Source organism: Paracholeplasma brassicae (genome assembly GCF_000967915.1).
GTDB classification, from domain to species: Bacteria; Bacillota_I; Bacilli_A; order Acholeplasmatales; family UBA5453; genus Paracholeplasma; species Paracholeplasma brassicae.
Genome location: NC_022549.1, coordinates 775,828 through 792,243, shown reverse-complemented (window position 1 = coordinate 792,243; position 16,416 = coordinate 775,828). Strand labels below are relative to the sequence as shown.

General features: G+C 36.2%; 13 protein-coding genes. 1 reads left to right on the top strand and 12 read right to left on the bottom strand.

Annotated elements, in window-relative coordinates; genetic code table 11:
- Positions 1-14 precede the first annotated feature (14 nt).
- Together BN853_RS03590 and rpmG are read right to left on the bottom strand one after the other, a co-directional pair.
- The gene (locus BN853_RS03590) at positions 15-632 is read right to left on the bottom strand and encodes an MBL fold metallo-hydrolase (protein WP_030004584.1); all 618 of its coding nucleotides are present in this window, start codon (positions 630-632) and stop codon (positions 15-17) included.
- A 29-nt stretch (positions 633-661) separates the two neighbouring features.
- Positions 662-811, bottom strand: coding sequence for a 50S ribosomal protein L33 (rpmG, locus tag BN853_RS03585; protein ID WP_030004583.1), 150 nt, complete (start codon positions 809-811; stop codon positions 662-664).
- Positions 812-1,017: 206 nt separating this feature from the next.
- Here rpmG and ispG point away from each other — a divergent pair, with 206 nt between their 5' ends.
- Positions 1,018-2,052 (top strand): flavodoxin-dependent (E)-4-hydroxy-3-methylbut-2-enyl-diphosphate synthase, encoded by a 1,035-nt coding sequence (gene ispG, locus BN853_RS03580; protein ID WP_030004582.1) that lies wholly within the window; start codon positions 1,018-1,020, stop codon positions 2,050-2,052.
- Between the two features lie 82 nt (positions 2,053-2,134).
- Here ispG and BN853_RS03575 read toward each other — a convergent pair whose 3' ends face one another.
- The 10 genes from BN853_RS03575 to BN853_RS03530 form a co-directional block, all read right to left on the bottom strand.
- Positions 2,135-3,118 carry an ABC transporter permease gene (locus BN853_RS03575; protein ID WP_030004581.1) on the bottom strand — a complete coding sequence of 328 codons (984 nt, stop codon included), beginning with the start codon at positions 3,116-3,118 and terminating at the stop codon, positions 2,135-2,137.
- Positions 3,118-4,281 carry an ABC transporter permease gene (locus BN853_RS03570; protein WP_030004580.1) on the bottom strand — a complete coding sequence of 388 codons (1,164 nt, stop codon included), beginning with the start codon at positions 4,279-4,281 and terminating at the stop codon, positions 3,118-3,120. The genes BN853_RS03575 and BN853_RS03570 overlap by 1 nt, the downstream gene beginning before the upstream one ends.
- Positions 4,265-5,863 (bottom strand): ABC transporter ATP-binding protein, encoded by a 1,599-nt coding sequence (locus BN853_RS03565; protein WP_030004579.1) that lies wholly within the window; start codon positions 5,861-5,863, stop codon positions 4,265-4,267. The genes BN853_RS03570 and BN853_RS03565 overlap by 17 nt, the downstream gene beginning before the upstream one ends.
- A gap of 92 nt (positions 5,864-5,955) precedes the next feature.
- Positions 5,956-7,023, bottom strand: coding sequence for a BMP family lipoprotein (locus BN853_RS03560; RefSeq protein ID WP_030004578.1), 1,068 nt, complete (start codon positions 7,021-7,023; stop codon positions 5,956-5,958).
- A 171-nt stretch (positions 7,024-7,194) separates the two neighbouring features.
- Positions 7,195-8,559: an amidase family protein gene (locus BN853_RS03555; RefSeq protein WP_030004577.1), complete on the bottom strand. Its 1,365-nt coding sequence runs from the start codon at positions 8,557-8,559 to the stop codon at positions 7,195-7,197.
- A 9-nt stretch (positions 8,560-8,568) separates the two neighbouring features.
- Positions 8,569-9,948 (bottom strand): MATE family efflux transporter, encoded by a 1,380-nt coding sequence (locus BN853_RS03550; protein WP_030004576.1) that lies wholly within the window; start codon positions 9,946-9,948, stop codon positions 8,569-8,571.
- A 2-nt stretch (positions 9,949-9,950) separates the two neighbouring features.
- Positions 9,951-11,492, bottom strand: coding sequence for an ABC-F family ATP-binding cassette domain-containing protein (locus BN853_RS03545; protein ID WP_052591209.1), 1,542 nt, complete (start codon positions 11,490-11,492; stop codon positions 9,951-9,953).
- Positions 11,470-11,991 (bottom strand): PaaI family thioesterase, encoded by a 522-nt coding sequence (locus tag BN853_RS03540; RefSeq protein ID WP_030004574.1) that lies wholly within the window; start codon positions 11,989-11,991, stop codon positions 11,470-11,472. Before BN853_RS03540 ends, BN853_RS03545 begins: the two co-directional genes overlap by 23 nt.
- A 36-nt stretch (positions 11,992-12,027) precedes the next feature.
- Positions 12,028-12,492 (bottom strand): hypothetical protein, encoded by a 465-nt coding sequence (locus BN853_RS03535; RefSeq protein ID WP_030004573.1) that lies wholly within the window; start codon positions 12,490-12,492, stop codon positions 12,028-12,030.
- A gap of 136 nt (positions 12,493-12,628) precedes the next feature.
- On the bottom strand, positions 12,629-16,276 hold the full coding sequence (locus BN853_RS03530; RefSeq protein ID WP_157869930.1) for a hypothetical protein: 3,648 nt from the start codon (positions 16,274-16,276) through the stop codon (positions 12,629-12,631).
- Between the last annotated feature and the right edge of the window lie 140 nt (positions 16,277-16,416).

Here is a 16,416-nt window from a genome sequence, read left to right as displayed (position 1 = left end):
TGATTTCTACCATATCATTTGGATAAGATTTGTTTGACGTATTTGTTTTCTTTCTTCTCTTCTTTTATTGAAGTTGCTTGATCATGTCCTGGATAAACTTTTGTGTTGTCTTTAACTTGCTTAAACAGTTTTTTAATTGATTTTGTCAACAATATGTTTGACCCACCAAATAAATCCGTTCGACCGACACCACTTTTAAATAAGGTATCACCTGTATAGAGTTCACTCTTATATAGAAAGCATAGACTACCTTTGGTATGTCCTGGTGTATGAATTACTTCAACCGTTTGATCCACAAATGGAATTAAATCACCATCTTTGACAAATCGAATATCAAGATTTGTTGGATGAAACTTTCTAGTGAGTCTTAAATCTTTAAATCCATTATTGTCATCGTTTGTTAACAACAAGTAATCATCTTTATGCATGTAGATTGGGCATTCGAATAAATGAATGAGTTCCATGTGATCGACGTGCGCGTGCGTTAATAAGATATATGAAACCTTATAACCCTCGATGTGCTGCATGATTTGTTTGTAATTACCGCCTGGGTCAACAATGATGCAATGATCAAATCGTTTTAGAATGTAGGTGTGAGCTAAGTCGTCGTGGCCTTTAATTATTACAGGCATTTAAGAAAAAAACTATTCCTAAGAATAGCTTATTTTTTCTCACGGTGTACTGTGTAAGTACGTGATCGTGGGCAATATTTTTTCATTTCAAGACGACCTGGCGTTGTTTTTTTGTTTTTAGTTGTGTAGTAGTTTTCTTCGCCACATTCTGTACAAACTAATTTAACTAATTCACGCATGTTTAAATCCCTCCAGACATTCCATATAGAGTATATCAAAAGAAAATGTAAATATCAAGCATTTTTTACTTTCAATAACTGTAAAATAATTATATCATAATTTGACCCAAATGGAATCCCTTTTTTTACCTTCTGTTTTTTAATTTATTTATGCAAATACGTGATGTTGTATTTTTTTTATGTTATAATTCTTATTAGGTGATAATATGCAAAGATTAACAACAAGACCTATCAAGGTAGGGAATTTACAATTAGGTGGTAACAACCACGTGATCATACAAAGTATGACAACAACGTATACCAAAGACGTTGAAGCAACCGTTAAACAAATACATCAATTGGAAAAAGCAGGTTGCGAACTCGTTCGTGTCGCTGTTCTTGACAAAGTAGATGCTAAAGCACTCGGTGACATCAAAAGACAAATCAATATACCATTAGTGGCTGACATCCATTTTGACTACAAACTTGCGCTTGAGGCAATCAATCAAGGTGTGGATAAAATTAGACTTAACCCAGGTAACATCAAAGACCGTTCTAAAGTAGAACAAGTCGTCAATGCTTGTAAAGAAAAGAACATTCCAATCCGTATTGGTGTAAACAGTGGTTCTCTTCCTGACGGCTTAGAACCGACCGCAAAAAATATGATTAACGTCGCAAAAGGTCATATAGAAATCTTAGAATCGATGGACTTCTATGACATTGCGCTTTCTTTAAAAGCAACGGATATGAATTTAATGATTGAAACTTATCGGTTAGCCGCAAAAACCTTTAAATACCCGCTACATCTGGGTGTAACTGAAGCCGGTACCGCTTTTAGTGGTGCCATAAAAAGTGCCATGGGTATTGGTATTCTTCTACACGAAGGCATCGGCAATACCATACGTGTGTCTTTAACCGATAACCCTGAGATTGAAATTCGAGCAGCAAAAGAAATTTTAAAAAATCTTGGCCTTAGAAACGATATACCAAACCTGATTAGTTGTCCGACCTGTGGTCGCATACAGTACGATATGATCGATATTGCAAAACGCATTGAAACGTATTTACAAGGCGTCAACAAGCACATTAACGTTGCAATCATGGGTTGTAAAGTTAATGGTCCAGGCGAGGCAAAACACGCTGATATTGGTGTCGCTGGTGGTAAAGGCGAGGCCGTGATCTTCAAACATGGTCAAATCATTAAAAAAATCAAAGAAGCTGAAGTCTATGACGAACTGGTTCGTATGATTGACGAGTATTAATCAAACCAACATCCAATAACTAACAAAAAACTCAGAACCGTGAAAACGACTTCTGAGTTTTTTAACGTGTATCTCGTTTAAATTAACGTCCTTTTGCAATAAATGGTTTACCAGAAGCCTTAGGTGCAAACGATCGTTTCGATGATATCGCAAGCACAACCATGGTTGCTAGGTAAGGTAACATCTTAAATACCATTCCAAACGGAAATAATGGCCAAATCTCAGACAGCGCTTTTACCCAATCCATACCAAAGAATGTGACCGATAGCGCTTTAAACATTCCAAAGAAAATCGCAGCCCATAAAATACGAACCGGTTTCCATTGGCCGAAAATTAATACCGCTAACGCTAAGAATCCATACCCTGCGACGGTACCTTCGAAACTAACTGAAATTGGTAATATGTAGATCACACCACCCATACCAGCGAGAAAACCTGAGATTAAAACGCCAGCCCAGCGGTAGAATACAACATTGATACCAACGGATTGTGCTGCCTCAGGGTGTTCACCACAAGCAGATAAACGTGAGCCAAAACGTGTTTTGTAAATGATAACCGTTGATAACCCAAAGAGTAATAGACCAAAATAAGTTGTAATGTAAGCTCGATCAAAAAATATGTAGTTTATGTTTGGAAATACATCTCTTAAAAATTTACCGCCTAAGCTAAATCCTTGTGGATCAAATCCAATTTGAGCAGCCCCATTTGATTGAAGTGTTTTTGCTAAGAAAATCGCTAATGAAGCGGCTAGAATATTAAGTGCGGTTCCACCAATGGTTTGATCGGCACGCATGTTGATTGCTAAAAAGCCCAACAATGACGCAAAAACAATACCACCAAAACCACCAACAAATACACTAAGCATAATTAACAATTGCTTATTATCAGATAAAACACCCGCTGCTTGCATACGATTTAAAAAGAAAATACCACAAAATGCACCAATAACCATAATTCCCTCAAGGGCTATATTTACAGTACCACTCTTTTCAGAAAACATCCCCGCTAAAGCAACAATTAGCAATGGAATGATAAAAAATAACGATTGACTAATAAAGAATGCCATTAAACGTCACTCTCCTTTTTAATCACTAATTTATCTTTTTTCTTTACAACTTTACCAAAATATTGAGTCATAAAGAGTGTAAATGCGCTAAAGTACAATATAATTGCAACAATAATATCGACAATTTCAGATACGAATCCAACGCTTTGCATTGAACTACCACCAAGTTTGATGTATTCAACAAAAAAAGTCGTAAATATCACTGCAATTGGGTTATTGTTTGCAAGTAATGCTACAGGAATACCATCAAATCCGGCACTTGCAATCACTTCCTCAAGTGGGAAGGCATTTCCTAAATTTCTTGCACTTGGTGCTAATATAAAGAGTGCCCCACCAAGACCTGCAACAAATCCTGCAATGGCCATTGATAAAATGATGTTTTTCTTTTCGTTTACTCCCGAGTATTTTGCCGCGTCCTTATTTAGACCTACCGTTCGTAACTCTCGTCCGAATACTGTTTTATATAAAACTAAGTAAAGAACAACAGCAACCAACATGGCAATCAAAATCCCAATATCTAACCCTGAGTTTCTAAACCAGTCATTAAATGGCCCATAAGGTGTTCTTGCTGCTTGATCCACAACTAACGTACGATTGGTTGTCCCATTAATCACACGTGTATTCAAGAAATCTGACTTGTACATCCCGACAACAAAATAGATTCCAACGTAATTAAACATAATACTTGTAATCACTTCATGAACATTAAAGAATGCTTTAAATGCCCCAGGAATCGCACCCCAAATTGCACCTGCAAGTCCGCCAACTAGCAAGGCGACAATCCACTGCACAGGCCCCAAGGAATCACCTAATATGCCCACAAGTGATGCTGCGAACAGCCCTAACGTGTATTGACCACTTGCACCAATATTAAACAAACCAGTTTTAAACGCAAATGCTACGGCAAGTCCAGTTAAGATGATCGGTGTTGAGTTATATAGCAGTTGGCCAAAACCGATCATACCACCTCTTGGGTGATTGAATGAGCCTTTTAATAATCTTCCAATACCCAAGGAAGCATTTGATGGGTTAAGTATTAGAATCAATATAATCCCAATCATTATACCTAGTAAAATAGCTAGGAGTGAACCTGTAAATGTCGGAAACCATTCCTTGGATTTAAATCTATTCCAAGCCAGTTTTAAATCAAACTTTTTTTCCATGACTTGTCTTCTCCTTTGCCAAACTCAATTGTCTTTTTTGATATGTTTGATCGACTATAACATCATCTGTTTTAGCTCCTGCCATATAAAGTCCGAGCTCTTCAACTGTGATTTCATTCGACATGACGTCTTTAACCACTTTGCCTTCGTACATGACTAAAATTCGATCACTAACACTCATTACTTCATCTAGCTCAAACGAAATCATTAATACGGCTTTGCCTTTATCTCGTTGTTCAATTAATTTTTTATGCGCAAACTCAACTGCACCAACATCAAGACCACGGACGGTTTGAATTGATAGGATTAAATCAGAATCTTTATCAATTTCTCTAGCAATGACTGCTTTTTGCTGATTTCCACCAGACATGGATCCAAATTTTGTTTTTAATCCTTGCCCACTTCGAATATCAAACCGGTCAATTAATTCTTGTCCTAGTTTATTAATTTCTTTTGGTTGAATGATGCCTTTGGATTGAAAAGGTTCAAGGTGATATTTTTTTAAAACCAGATTATTCGCTAACGTTTCTTGTAAAACCGCAGCGTGCTTATGTCTATCTTCTGGGATATGACTCATGCCGTTATCATTTCGATAGCGTATGGACTTATTTGTAATATCATGTCCATTTAACATAATCTTTCCCTCATTTGCTTTGATTAATCCTGAAATAACCAAACCAAGCTCACTTTGACCATTTCCATCCACACCGGCAATACAGACAATTTCTTTTTGTCTCACCTTAAATGACACATTATCTAGTACTTTTTTCTTTGTTCGATTGGAAATAACGGAAATGTTTTCAAGCTCTAAAACCACATCACCGACTTCATTTCTGTTTTTATCGATGACAAAATTAACGTCTCTTCCAACCATCATTTTTGAAAGGGCTTCTTTTGATGTATTTTTAACATCGACGGTATCGATGACTTTACCTCGTCTTAAAACCGTTACTCGATCACATACTTCCATGATTTCATCAAGTTTATGAGTGATAAATATAATCGACTTCCCCTCTTTTGTGAGGTTCTTCATGGTTGCCATTAATTGCTTAATCTCTTGTGGCGTCAAGACAGCCGTAGGTTCATCAAAAATCAATATATCGTTTTCACGATAAAGCATTTTTAATATTTCTGTGCGTTGTTGCATGCCCACACTAACGTCTTGAATCCTATCATGAACATTTACCGATAACTCATATCGTTTGCAAAGGTCTTCAATCCTTTGTTTGGCTTCGTTGCGCTTTAAAAAACCATATGAATTAGGCTCTACTCCCATGATAATGTTATCTAGAATTGAAAATACTTCAACTAATTTGAAATGTTGGTGTACCATGCCAATTCCATATCGATTCGCATCATTTGGGCTATTAATAACAATTTCTTGCCCGTTTTTCAATATTTGACCAGAATCTTGTAAGTATAAACCAAATAGTATACTCATTAAGGTCGACTTACCTGCGCCATTCTCACCAAGTAGCGCATGGATTTCCCCGCGTCTTAGATCAAAATTGACTTGATCGTTCGCAATAATGCCAGGAAACGCTTTGGTTATATTTCTCATTTCGATGACTTTGTCATGCATATTATTACACCTCTCTATGGATGAAACATTTAATTAAAATAAGGATAAGGAAAGTATTCTTCCCTTATCCTACATTAATTAATTATTTAAAATTATGAACCAAATTTAATTACATTAACCTTTGCTTCTGTTGTTTCAAATTGCTTTGAAGCTGAACCATCGTCACCAAATGCACCGATAGTGTTATCTACTTCAACAGTACCTGCAACTAATTTATCAAAAATTACTTTGTAGTCTGCCTCTGTAAATGTTCTGAATTTAGAATTTGCCATAGGTAAGCTAACACCGTCTCTTGATGCATCAAGTACCACTGATTTACCACCAAAATCTTTATCCCAGTTACCTGTTTCGAATAAAGCTTCTAATGCTTGTTCAACGGATGCTGCAAGATTCTTAGTCGCTGATGTGATGACCGTCGAAGAATCAAAACTTTGGTCAACGTCAACACCAATGACGTATTTTTTAACTGTTTCATTTGATGCACCTGCAGCCGCTGCCATAACGGATTGTCCGACAGCACCACCACAAGCAAAGATCACTTCAACACCAGCATTGTACATAGTTGCAGCTGCAGCTTGTACATCTGGAGTAGCTTTAAAGTCACCTGTGTATAAATAATCGATTGTTACAGCGCCTTCAGCTAAGCCTAATTCTTTAGCTGCTGCAGCCGCACCTTGAACAAATCCATGTCCAAAACGTTGTACTGCAGGGACTGCCATACCACCCATAAAACCTAATTTACGGAAACCATCTTTAACTGACGCATAACCAGCTAAGAAACCTGATTGTTCTTCAGCGTAAAATACAGAATAAACGTTCTTCTCAATTTTGCCACCTTCAACGTTTGCTGGAGAGCCATCTAGAAGAATAAATTTGACATTTGGATAATCAACTTGCATTTCATTGACAGCTGGTTCAAATAAGTAACCTGGTGTAACAATAATCGTTGCACCATCAGCGATTGCTTGTTCAATAGCAACAATGTAATCTGCATCGGTTGCATCTTGAGGTTTTAAATAAGCGTATTCGATATCATTTTTATCGCCATATGCTTTAACCCCTTCGTATGAACCTTGGTTAAATGATTTGTCTGTAATGTCACCTTTATCGGTAATTAAGACAATTTTTTGGTTTTTCTGGATCAAGAACGTCTTTTTCACAAGCCGCTAACACTGACACAGAAACAAATACTAATAGTAAAACTAAAAGCTTCTTCATTTCTTCCTCCTGTTAATTATGTTTTTTAAACCATATTCATTTTATCATTTAAAACGTTTTCATACAAGAGAGAAAACACATTTTGTGATAACTTTATAAATAAAAAAAACGGACTATTGTATTTCAGTATGTTGATAGCGATAGTTCGTTTTTTGTTCATACAAATAACTGATTTCGATTAGTTTGTCTTCATCGAATCGTCTTGAAACAAAGATAAGACTTCTTGGGGTCAAATCAAGTATTGGTTTTGCTGGAATTGAAATGGACGGTAAACCGAGCATTGGAGCGTAGGATGTTCGTCTTGTTGAAATGATGAGATCCACATCATCGAGCAAGTTTTCATATTTTGAAAGTTGTTTTTCTTGTTTTTCAATCAATGCCTTATAGTTATCATCCATCAGACTGCCTTTTTGTTGTGAACTCGTTAATATGGATTGCCCATATTTCATACGGTTTTTTTTATCTTCAAGATTAAATTCAATGATTTGATTTAATGACTTCATTGAAGACGAGATTCTCTTATCCGCTAAAAAATGATTTAAATCGTTTTTAAACTCATACTCGAGTGTTAAATGATTCTCTAAGTCTTCTAATATAAAACTAAGCTCTTTGATTTGATAACCTTCACTCAAATAGATTTCTTTTGCTTTTTTTAGTATATTTATTTCCTCGTCACTATATGGACTGTTTTCATATTGAATGAATCCAATTTTTAGGTCTTTTGTTTTAGTCTTCAAAAAAGACTGATAATCTCGATTGTTTTTACTCATCAGTGTCAACAAATGCACACAATCACTTAAGGTTCTTCCCATTGGACCAGCCACGTCTTGACGTTTTGAGATTGGTAAAATCAAATCGCCATCCACTAAACCTAAACTTGGCTTAATTGCAACGATACCACATTGTAGTGCCGGAGCCATTAATGAACCGTTGGTTTCCGTTCCAATGCTTAAATGGATTAAATTTGCAGCAACGCTAACGGCACTTCCGGTTGATGAACCCAGTGGATCAATACGTGGATCGTATGGGTGCACTACTTGACCGTGAAGCGAACCATACCCAGAAGGCATTTGATCATAACTCATAAAATAGGCAAACTCAGAGAGATTTGTTTTACCTAGGATAATGACACCTTTTTCTTTCAATTGTTGAACTAATGGTGCATCGGTGTGGCCAACTAAGTCATGCAATGCCATTGAATTTGCGGTGGTTGGCATTGTTGCTGTCACAATATTGTCTTTAATTAATATTGGTATGCCGTGTAATGAACTACGTTTATGACCTTTTATTCTTTCTAAATCAAGCGTTTGTGCGTCGTTTATTGCATATTCATTAATGATTGCAACACTATTGTATTTCTTGTCGTACTGTTTGATTTGATTTAAATAGTAGTTGACTAGGTCTTTTGAGGTCAACTGTTGTTGATCTAAGAGAACCACAATTTCATCAATGCTCAATGTTTCCAGTTTAAAAGTCATAACTACCTCCTAATTGTGAGTCAAATTTTTTGCCCATTTCCCCTTTTTAACAATATGAAATCCAATGAATGCTTTAATTATGTTCGTTGCCTCAGCAGCTAAATATATGACAATCACAGGTATCGTTGTGTAGAGTGATAAAATGACTGCAATCGGTAAGATCACAATCCATGCAAAAAATGAATCGAAAAACAAGGTTGTTAGTACCAAACCGCCTGCTCTTAAGATGAAGAAACACCCCGCATTAAACGCAAAAATCCACATCAATCCGCTAATCACCCACATAAATTGCGTCGCTTGGTCTCGAACACTTTGTGTGACATTATATAAATACGGCACAAATGGTGCGATTACCGCAAGTATTGCACCAAACCCGAGACATACGATCACAGAGAAGAATAATAGCTTAAATGCATTTTCCTTAGCCTTCTCAATTTGATTCGCCCCAAGTTCGTTACCTACCATAACGGCAATCCCTGTTGCTAATGCACCAAATATAATGAAAAATAGGTTAGCTACTGTATTTGAAATATTATAAGCCGCAGTCACACTTGTCCCACGTTGGGAGTAAGCCCAAAGAAGAATGGTCATACTTGAACTCCATAATAACTCATTGGTTAATAATGGTAAACTCTTCTTTACTAAATTCTTAAAGCGTTTCTTTTCAATTTCAAATTTGTGAAATATGCCTTGGGTAAACACCAATTTATACTTGTAAGCGATTATAATCAGTATGCTAAACTCAACAATTCTTGCGATAAATGTGGCGATAGCAGCCCCTTGGACTTCAAGTCGAGGAAAGCCCATAAGCCCAAAAATCAACATCCAGTTGAAGGTTAAATTCACTAACACCGATATGACCCCTGCAAACATTGGCACTTTGGTTTGTGCAACTTCTCTAAACGTAGAGGCGTAAAGTTGAACACCCGCTAAGAATGGAAGGCCTAGTGTAATGACCCTTAAATAATCAAGTCCATATCGGATTACCGTCTCATTATATACGCCCAAGGATTGATCATCATTTTTTGCAAATGCTCTTACGAACGTTTCACCAAACAAGAATAAAACAACCATGGATACCACCGTAATAATAACGGCTAGTATCATTTTTGCACGAAACGCTTGCTTGAGTGCTTCTTCGTCTTTTGCGCCATAATATTGAGCAATAAAGATCCCCGGACCAGCTAATCCACCGACCAAAGCGATGGTAACAATAAAGATAATTTGATTGGCAATTGAAACACCAGCAATGGCATCAACATTTAACCTACCAACCATTATATTATCTAAAAGTCCAACGAAGGTTGTGATCCCTTGTTGTATCATGATCGGGATGATAATCGCAATCACTTCTTTATAGAATAGTCTACTACCGATTAATTTTTTCATACTTAGCCCTTCAGTTCTATTTCAATCGCATCTAAATCCGAATGAAATTTCTTTTCATGTGATACTAGAATAACCACACCAGGATAGCTAAGTATCGCTTCTTTTAAAGAATCCTTAGCATTTTGATCCAAGTGATTGGTTGGTTCATCTAGGATTAATACATTGGATTTTTCCTGCCCCATCAGCGCCAATCGAACCTTGGTCTTTTGACCACCTGAGAGACTCTTTATCTTACGGTTAGCCATCTCAAAGCTAATTCCATAGCGAGCAAGCAGTGTGTAGACCGCCTTTTTGTCTACCCCTTCTAATAAATAATGGATTAGTTCAAAAGCGGTACGCTCTTCTTCTAATTCAAACTCTTGAGAGAAATAGGTTATTTTGGCTGTATCAATCCATTCAAAACTGCCCGATATCGGTTTAATACGTCCTAAAATCGTTTTTAACAACGTAGATTTACCTACACCATTTTTCCCAGTAATTACAATTGTTTGTTGCTTATTAATCACCGTAGAAATTGGCTTTAAAAGTGGATTTGAATACCCAATGACTAAATCATTTAACTTTAAAACATCTCTACCCGTTTGAGTTGAAAACGGAAAAACAAAGTGTAATTTCTTTTGTTTCGTTGGTTTTTCGACCACATCTAATTTCTCTAATTTTTTTCTAACGCTTTGAGCTTGCTTAGTTGTTGAAGCTCTCACAATATTTTTTTGAATAAAATCTTCTTGCTTTTTGATAAACTTCTGTTGCGAATCATACGCTTTTGACGACATCTCAAAACGTATTTCACGCTCTTTTAAATAATACTCAAAGTTTCCTTTGTATCGTTCAATCGATTTGTTCTCAATCGCAACAACCGTAGTTGCAATCTCCTTTAAGAAATGTTCATCATGTGACACGACGATGAACGCTTTTGGGTAGTTGACCAAAAACTTAGATAGCCATTCAATGTGTTTGACGTCAAGAAAGTTGGTTGGCTCATCAAGCAATAATACATCACTCTCATCTAATAAGAGTTTACCTAAGATGATTTTCGCTCGCATCCCACCTGAGAGTGTTTTAATTTCTTGGTCAAGTACCTCCATTTGCATACCTAAACCGTGGATAATGTTCCCTAATTTCGATTTGATCGCATAGAAGTCTTGTTCGATTAAATAATCACCGATGGAAGATGCCATATTCAGAAATCTTTCCATTTCAGCCTCGTTTTTGGCATGAGCCACTTGTTCGTATAGTTTTTCCATTTGGAGCTCTTTTTCAAACAATGGTAAAAATACCGTTAGAAGGTAGGATTTAACCGTCATTTTAGGGTCAATTTTCGCGTATTGATCAAGATAACCTACCTTTACGTTATTCAGCCAATTAATTTCACCTTTGTCTGGGCTTAAATGCCCATTCAATAAATTCATGAAGGTGGTTTTCCCCGCCCCGTTTGGACCTACTAAAACCGTATGTTCGCCTAAAAATAGACGCAAATTTGCGTCTACTAGTAAATCATTATTATCGTATCTAAAACTAACGTTATTCACTTCTAATAAACTCATAGAATAATTCAAACTCCTTTTTGTCATCCGGTATCAATTGCCAACCTGACAAGTGATCATTCCCTAATATATCTTTAATATCTTGTTTCAGGTATTTCGCATTAGATTCGGCCAAAACCGTCTTTTTATCGCTAGCAAGAATGACGCCATAGCCTTCGAACGTGCGACTTCTGTTTTTAGTGATGTAGCCCAAAACATAAATCGTTTCATCTAGTGAAACGGGTCTTCTAAATTTAACTTCGATTGATGTGGTCACACCCCAGCACATTGGCTCATCAATGCTAATCGCCCGTCCAATGGTTTCATCTAAAAGTGCCGTAATAATCCCACCATGCATTCGTTTAGGGTAACTTTGATGGCTATTTTTCCCACAAGTAACACCTAGTAGAAATGATTGATTTAATTCATAATAGTGCATGTGTAGTCCTGAGTCATTTTGTGTACCACAAACGAAACAGTCGTCTGCGTTGTATTGTTTATTTGTAACTTTATAAATCATCAATTTACCTCTATTCTTATTCGTATGATGTCTTAATTATTCTTTAACCTGTGTAAAGTATGCTTCTAGGTCATTTAAACATAGAACATTCATTCCCCAAATATCCATGGAAGGTTTTACAAATACCACTTCATTTTCATTTATGTATCTTAAAACGCGTTCAGGTGTTGGGTATATTAAGATGATTTTGTTGCCACTTAAGGTCTCAAAACCTTTAGTATCCAACATTTTAGAGCCACTTGCATTTGAGACTTGCCAATGTTTTTTTGAGTTGAATGACACTTCTTTGAGATTAGAAGCGTAGATTACTTTGATTTTATAAATCGAGTTCTCAATTTGTAATGTAAAATCGTAGATGTCTTTTTGACGAGTCACTTCGCCAAATTGTCTTAGTTCTATTTCAAGTTTTTCCATGTTTTTCTTCTTAATCGACTGTAAGAATAACCACAATAAAATAAACGCTATACCTAAAAAAATTAAAAAGTAGATGAATTCCTGCATATCATTACCGCCTTATACTCATGATTAATATTTCACTATATAAATATTACCATACATTGACGCTATTTTTTCCATAATTGTGCCTCAAAATGGAAAAATGTCTGAGCCAGTGACCAGACATTTTAGAATATTCTTTTTACAACCACATTAAGCCGTGAATCTGAACCATGATTTCTTCATAGGTTTGATTGGTTGTATCCACGTAGGCATGATAACTTGGATCAAGTATGCCATAAGCAAGTTCAATTACAATCGGATTTAACATACTTGAGTTTTCTGCTTCATCAAGGAAACCACCTAACGTTTCTGCAAACAGTGTGTCTCCAACGAAATTACCTTTAATTCTTCCTTCACTGATTGGGTTGATTTCATCAAATTGTTTGATTAATGAAACCAGTTTAGACGACTCGTCCGCCCATTTTTGAACCTTATCTTGGTACGAATCAGTCGGACTAGAAACCTCACCTAATGGACTTAGTGTGGTAGAAAACACCGTTTCAAAACCAGATTTTATCACCGGTTTGATTTGATTGACATCAAGTAAATAGCTACTTGAAAGTAGGTTAATTGATTGACCTAAGTTGTCAGCCGATTGGTCATCAAGTGTTGTAATATCTAATGTACTTAAATTCAATCCTTCGTTAAATAGCACGAATAGATCGACTAATGCATCGATTTCACTTGTCCACATTGCCTTAGTTAATTGTGGTCTTGGACTAACTTTATAGTTAGAGACCGAGTCTAGCAGACTGCTATCAAGTAGTTCAACCAATAGTTGTCTTAGAATTTCGGATTCATTGATTTGATTTAAGTTGGATTTAAACACCGTTTTATTAGCGCTTGAAAGCGTAAGATAGTCAAAATTCATTAATTCATTTGCGCTGACAAGTCCATTAAGCAGTCGATGGAGCTCTCCTTCGTTTTCTGGTGTGCCTTTAAAGTAGTTTTCATCATCATTGGTATTAATGACCACATTAAAGCCTGCCTCGGTAATCAACAAACGATTTAACATCTTTTCAAGTGAACTTTCTAAGATGGTTGAATCTAGTAGGGCATTTTCAAGTACGATGACATTTTGTGGCACTTGTAATGCGTTGAGCACCGCTTGGTAATTAAAATCGTCATAATCAATACCAATCGATTTTAATTGTTGAATTGACTCGATGAGTGAGATTGCATCACTACTACCGTTTGGACTCGTTTTATACCATTGATACTGTTGATTTTGAGTATCTAGTGGTTCTAAGTAAAGACTCAATGCACCCGTTTCAACTAAGTCTTTAAGTAGTCTAACACTGGTTTCTTCTATTATCCTTGATCTAAAGAGCTGATCAATATCCTTATCTAGTATTTGATCAATGTCTAAGCTAACTTGATCAAGACCGCCAGTGATATTGAGCATTTGAATGGCAAGTAAGAAAGACTCGACCTCACCAACATTCGTTAATGTCGAATGCCATGTCACATTTTCAGGGATATAAAGTACTTCATATAGTGCACCATTCTGACTCGTCAAGGTAATTAATTCATCCTTCAAGGTATTTGTGATGACAAGCGATTGGCTTAGGGTATTAATGTCAGATGCATTTAATGAGGTAATCGCATCTAGGCTCGAGCCGTTTTCGATAATGATTTTTACTGATTTGAGTAAACTTGATATTTCGGTTTGGTCAAAGACGACGTCATCTAAAGACACACTAAAATCAAAACCGGTGTTTGAAATCACTTGTTCGATGATCGATTTTAGATTGTGATTAATCACACTTGAACTGGTTAGATGGATGCTAAGTTCATCAATTGTCTCGCTCGTTAATTGAGAAAAATCAAACGTTTCTTCTAGAATACCTTGATCAAGTATGATGCGAATTGAATTTAACAAGCCTTTAATTTCTTCTTTTCCAGTCTCACCACTAAACGTCGTTTCAGCTGGGATTTCAAGAACAAAAGGTAGGCTAAACTGATTGGTTAGTATGCCTAAAAGATCATCCATTTTAGAAGAAAGTAAATTTGAAGCAGACATACGTGAGGCAAGTTTATTTATGTTTTCTTCTGTTAATAGATCTTCATAGCTAAACTCTTCAGAAACGATACCTGCAGATAGAAGCAGCTTAGATAGTAAGACTAAATTTGTCATTTCTGTTGCGTTAAAATTGGAACTGATATCTGTCTTTAAAAATACTTGTTGATACTCAACTGGTAATACTTCGATTAGATAATCATACATAATCTCTGTTAATACCGTTTGATTATCGCTTAGTAGCTCAAAACTAAAGAGTGTTTGAATAAACTGACTTAACGCTTCATCAGCGATTGAATCAATCACTAATGGGTCACTAAGTTGTTCAAACTGAGATACATCACTAAAACCTAACGCTTGAAATGCGATGTATAAATCACCTAAATTGACAAAGTCATTCTGAAGTGTCTCAGCGGTTGGGACAACGATATCTTCTTTCGTTAAGTCGTATTTCATTAGTAAATCCGTCATTGTATCTGAATTTACAAACCAATTAAAAAGGACAGGTACGAGCTGATTAACCACACTTAGCTCGCCTATGTTAGTAAATACACGTTTAACGGTAATCCCGTCTAAAGTCAAGAAATTAAGATCATCAATCGATGTGTCTTCGTCTAAAAGACTAATCAGATCCGTAAAAATAGGACTTAGCCCTTTAATGTCATTGACCAGATCGATTTGTTTTAGTTTTTCTACGGTAATTAAATCTTCATAACCTTCGATCATGTCATCAAATTCACCACTACGAATAAAGTACTCCACTGACACAGGGATAATCACCTTAATCAGATCAAGCGACTCTATGTAGTTAAGAATTTCATTAACATCATCCTCCGATAGTTTCTTTAAAAACGCCTCGTCAAATTGGCTACTGCCATCATTGAGGGTCATTAGTTTTTCATACAGTTTGGCTATGTTGTCAAGTTCTTTTCTAAACTTAACCGATACTTCTTTGCCATTTGATGTGGCTTTAACACTAAAGAATGCATCAAAGACGAACTCATCGAGTGCGACGTCATCTACTTTTATAAAAGACGCGATCTGTCCAACGTAAGTATCACGGTAGCCCTCTAAAAACTCAATTAACTCAGCGGATTCAATTTCCTCTGAGTAGCTAACAAATCCGTAGCCTTCCGGTGTCATCATTACCGGGTATGCGTCTTGTTGCTCGATTAGATAAGATGCACTGTTGCCGATTGAGACAATCCCAGAAAATGGGATAGCTAATAATATTACCGCAAACACGCCTCGCAACCCACCCATTAGTGCGCCTAATAGGCGTTTCTTTGAGCGTTTATTGCCATATTTGTCTTTTTTACTCGGCTTAATAAATAAGTAAATAACAAAACCAATCACTTTAAATAGGGTTAAATTAAACACATACAAGACGAGTATGTAGACCAGATTTAAAGCCATTTGTGTCACTCCAAAGACAAGTCTCAAAGCGTCACTCTCTTCGACTAAGACAGCCTCTAGTGACGGATTCATTTCGATTAAATACCTGACGACGGTTTCTTTTATCGTTGTGAGTTCGATTTCAAGACTGGCCGGTATGTATTGGTTAAAAAATGATAAGTCAGCTTCCATTAAATAAGATGTGATAAAAGGCATTGCAATAAAGCCACCGATGAAGACAATCAAAGTGACTACAAAATAATAGGTTGTTTTGAAAAAACCCTTTAAAAAGCCACCGAGTATCGCAAATCCGATTGTCGCTATCGCTAGAAAATTAAAATACATTAACATATTAGCTCCTGTAAAACTCATATAACCACTTCCTTTGTCGTTATTTTAACACTAAAGTAAGTAGATTCGAAATGAAATACTAAGTAATTCAAATGAAATTTAAAATAATGACGTTTTTGAACTCATAATTGTTAAAAACCGATAAAAAAACCATTCGCACA

What these genes read in the sequence shown, in the direction of transcription:
- BN853_RS03545 (WP_052591209.1), bottom strand. Translation starts at nt 11,492, where the DNA reads ATGAGTTTATTAGAAGTGAATAACGTTAGTTTTAGATACGATAATAAT.
- BN853_RS03555 (WP_030004577.1), bottom strand. Translation starts at nt 8,559, where the DNA reads ATGACTTTTAAACTGGAAACATTGAGCATTGATGAAATTGTGGTTCTC.
- BN853_RS03550 (WP_030004576.1), bottom strand. Translation starts at nt 9,948, where the DNA reads ATGAAAAAATTAATCGGTAGTAGACTATTCTATAAAGAAGTGATTGCG.
- BN853_RS03535 (WP_030004573.1), bottom strand. Translation starts at nt 12,492, where the DNA reads ATGCAGGAATTCATCTACTTTTTAATTTTTTTAGGTATAGCGTTTATT.
- rpmG (WP_030004583.1), bottom strand. Translation starts at nt 811, where the DNA reads ATGCGTGAATTAGTTAAATTAGTTTGTACAGAATGTGGCGAAGAAAAC.
- BN853_RS03575 (WP_030004581.1), bottom strand. Translation starts at nt 3,118, where the DNA reads ATGGCATTCTTTATTAGTCAATCGTTATTTTTTATCATTCCATTGCTA.
- BN853_RS03540 (WP_030004574.1), bottom strand. Translation starts at nt 11,991, where the DNA reads ATGATTTATAAAGTTACAAATAAACAATACAACGCAGACGACTGTTTC.
- BN853_RS03565 (WP_030004579.1), bottom strand. Translation starts at nt 5,863, where the DNA reads ATGCATGACAAAGTCATCGAAATGAGAAATATAACCAAAGCGTTTCCT.
- BN853_RS03530 (WP_157869930.1), bottom strand. Translation starts at nt 16,276, where the DNA reads ATGAGTTTTACAGGAGCTAATATGTTAATGTATTTTAATTTTCTAGCG.
- BN853_RS03570 (WP_030004580.1), bottom strand. Translation starts at nt 4,281, where the DNA reads ATGGAAAAAAAGTTTGATTTAAAACTGGCTTGGAATAGATTTAAATCC.
- ispG (WP_030004582.1), top strand. Translation starts at nt 1,018, where the DNA reads ATGCAAAGATTAACAACAAGACCTATCAAGGTAGGGAATTTACAATTA.
- BN853_RS03590 (WP_030004584.1), bottom strand. Translation starts at nt 632, where the DNA reads ATGCCTGTAATAATTAAAGGCCACGACGACTTAGCTCACACCTACATT.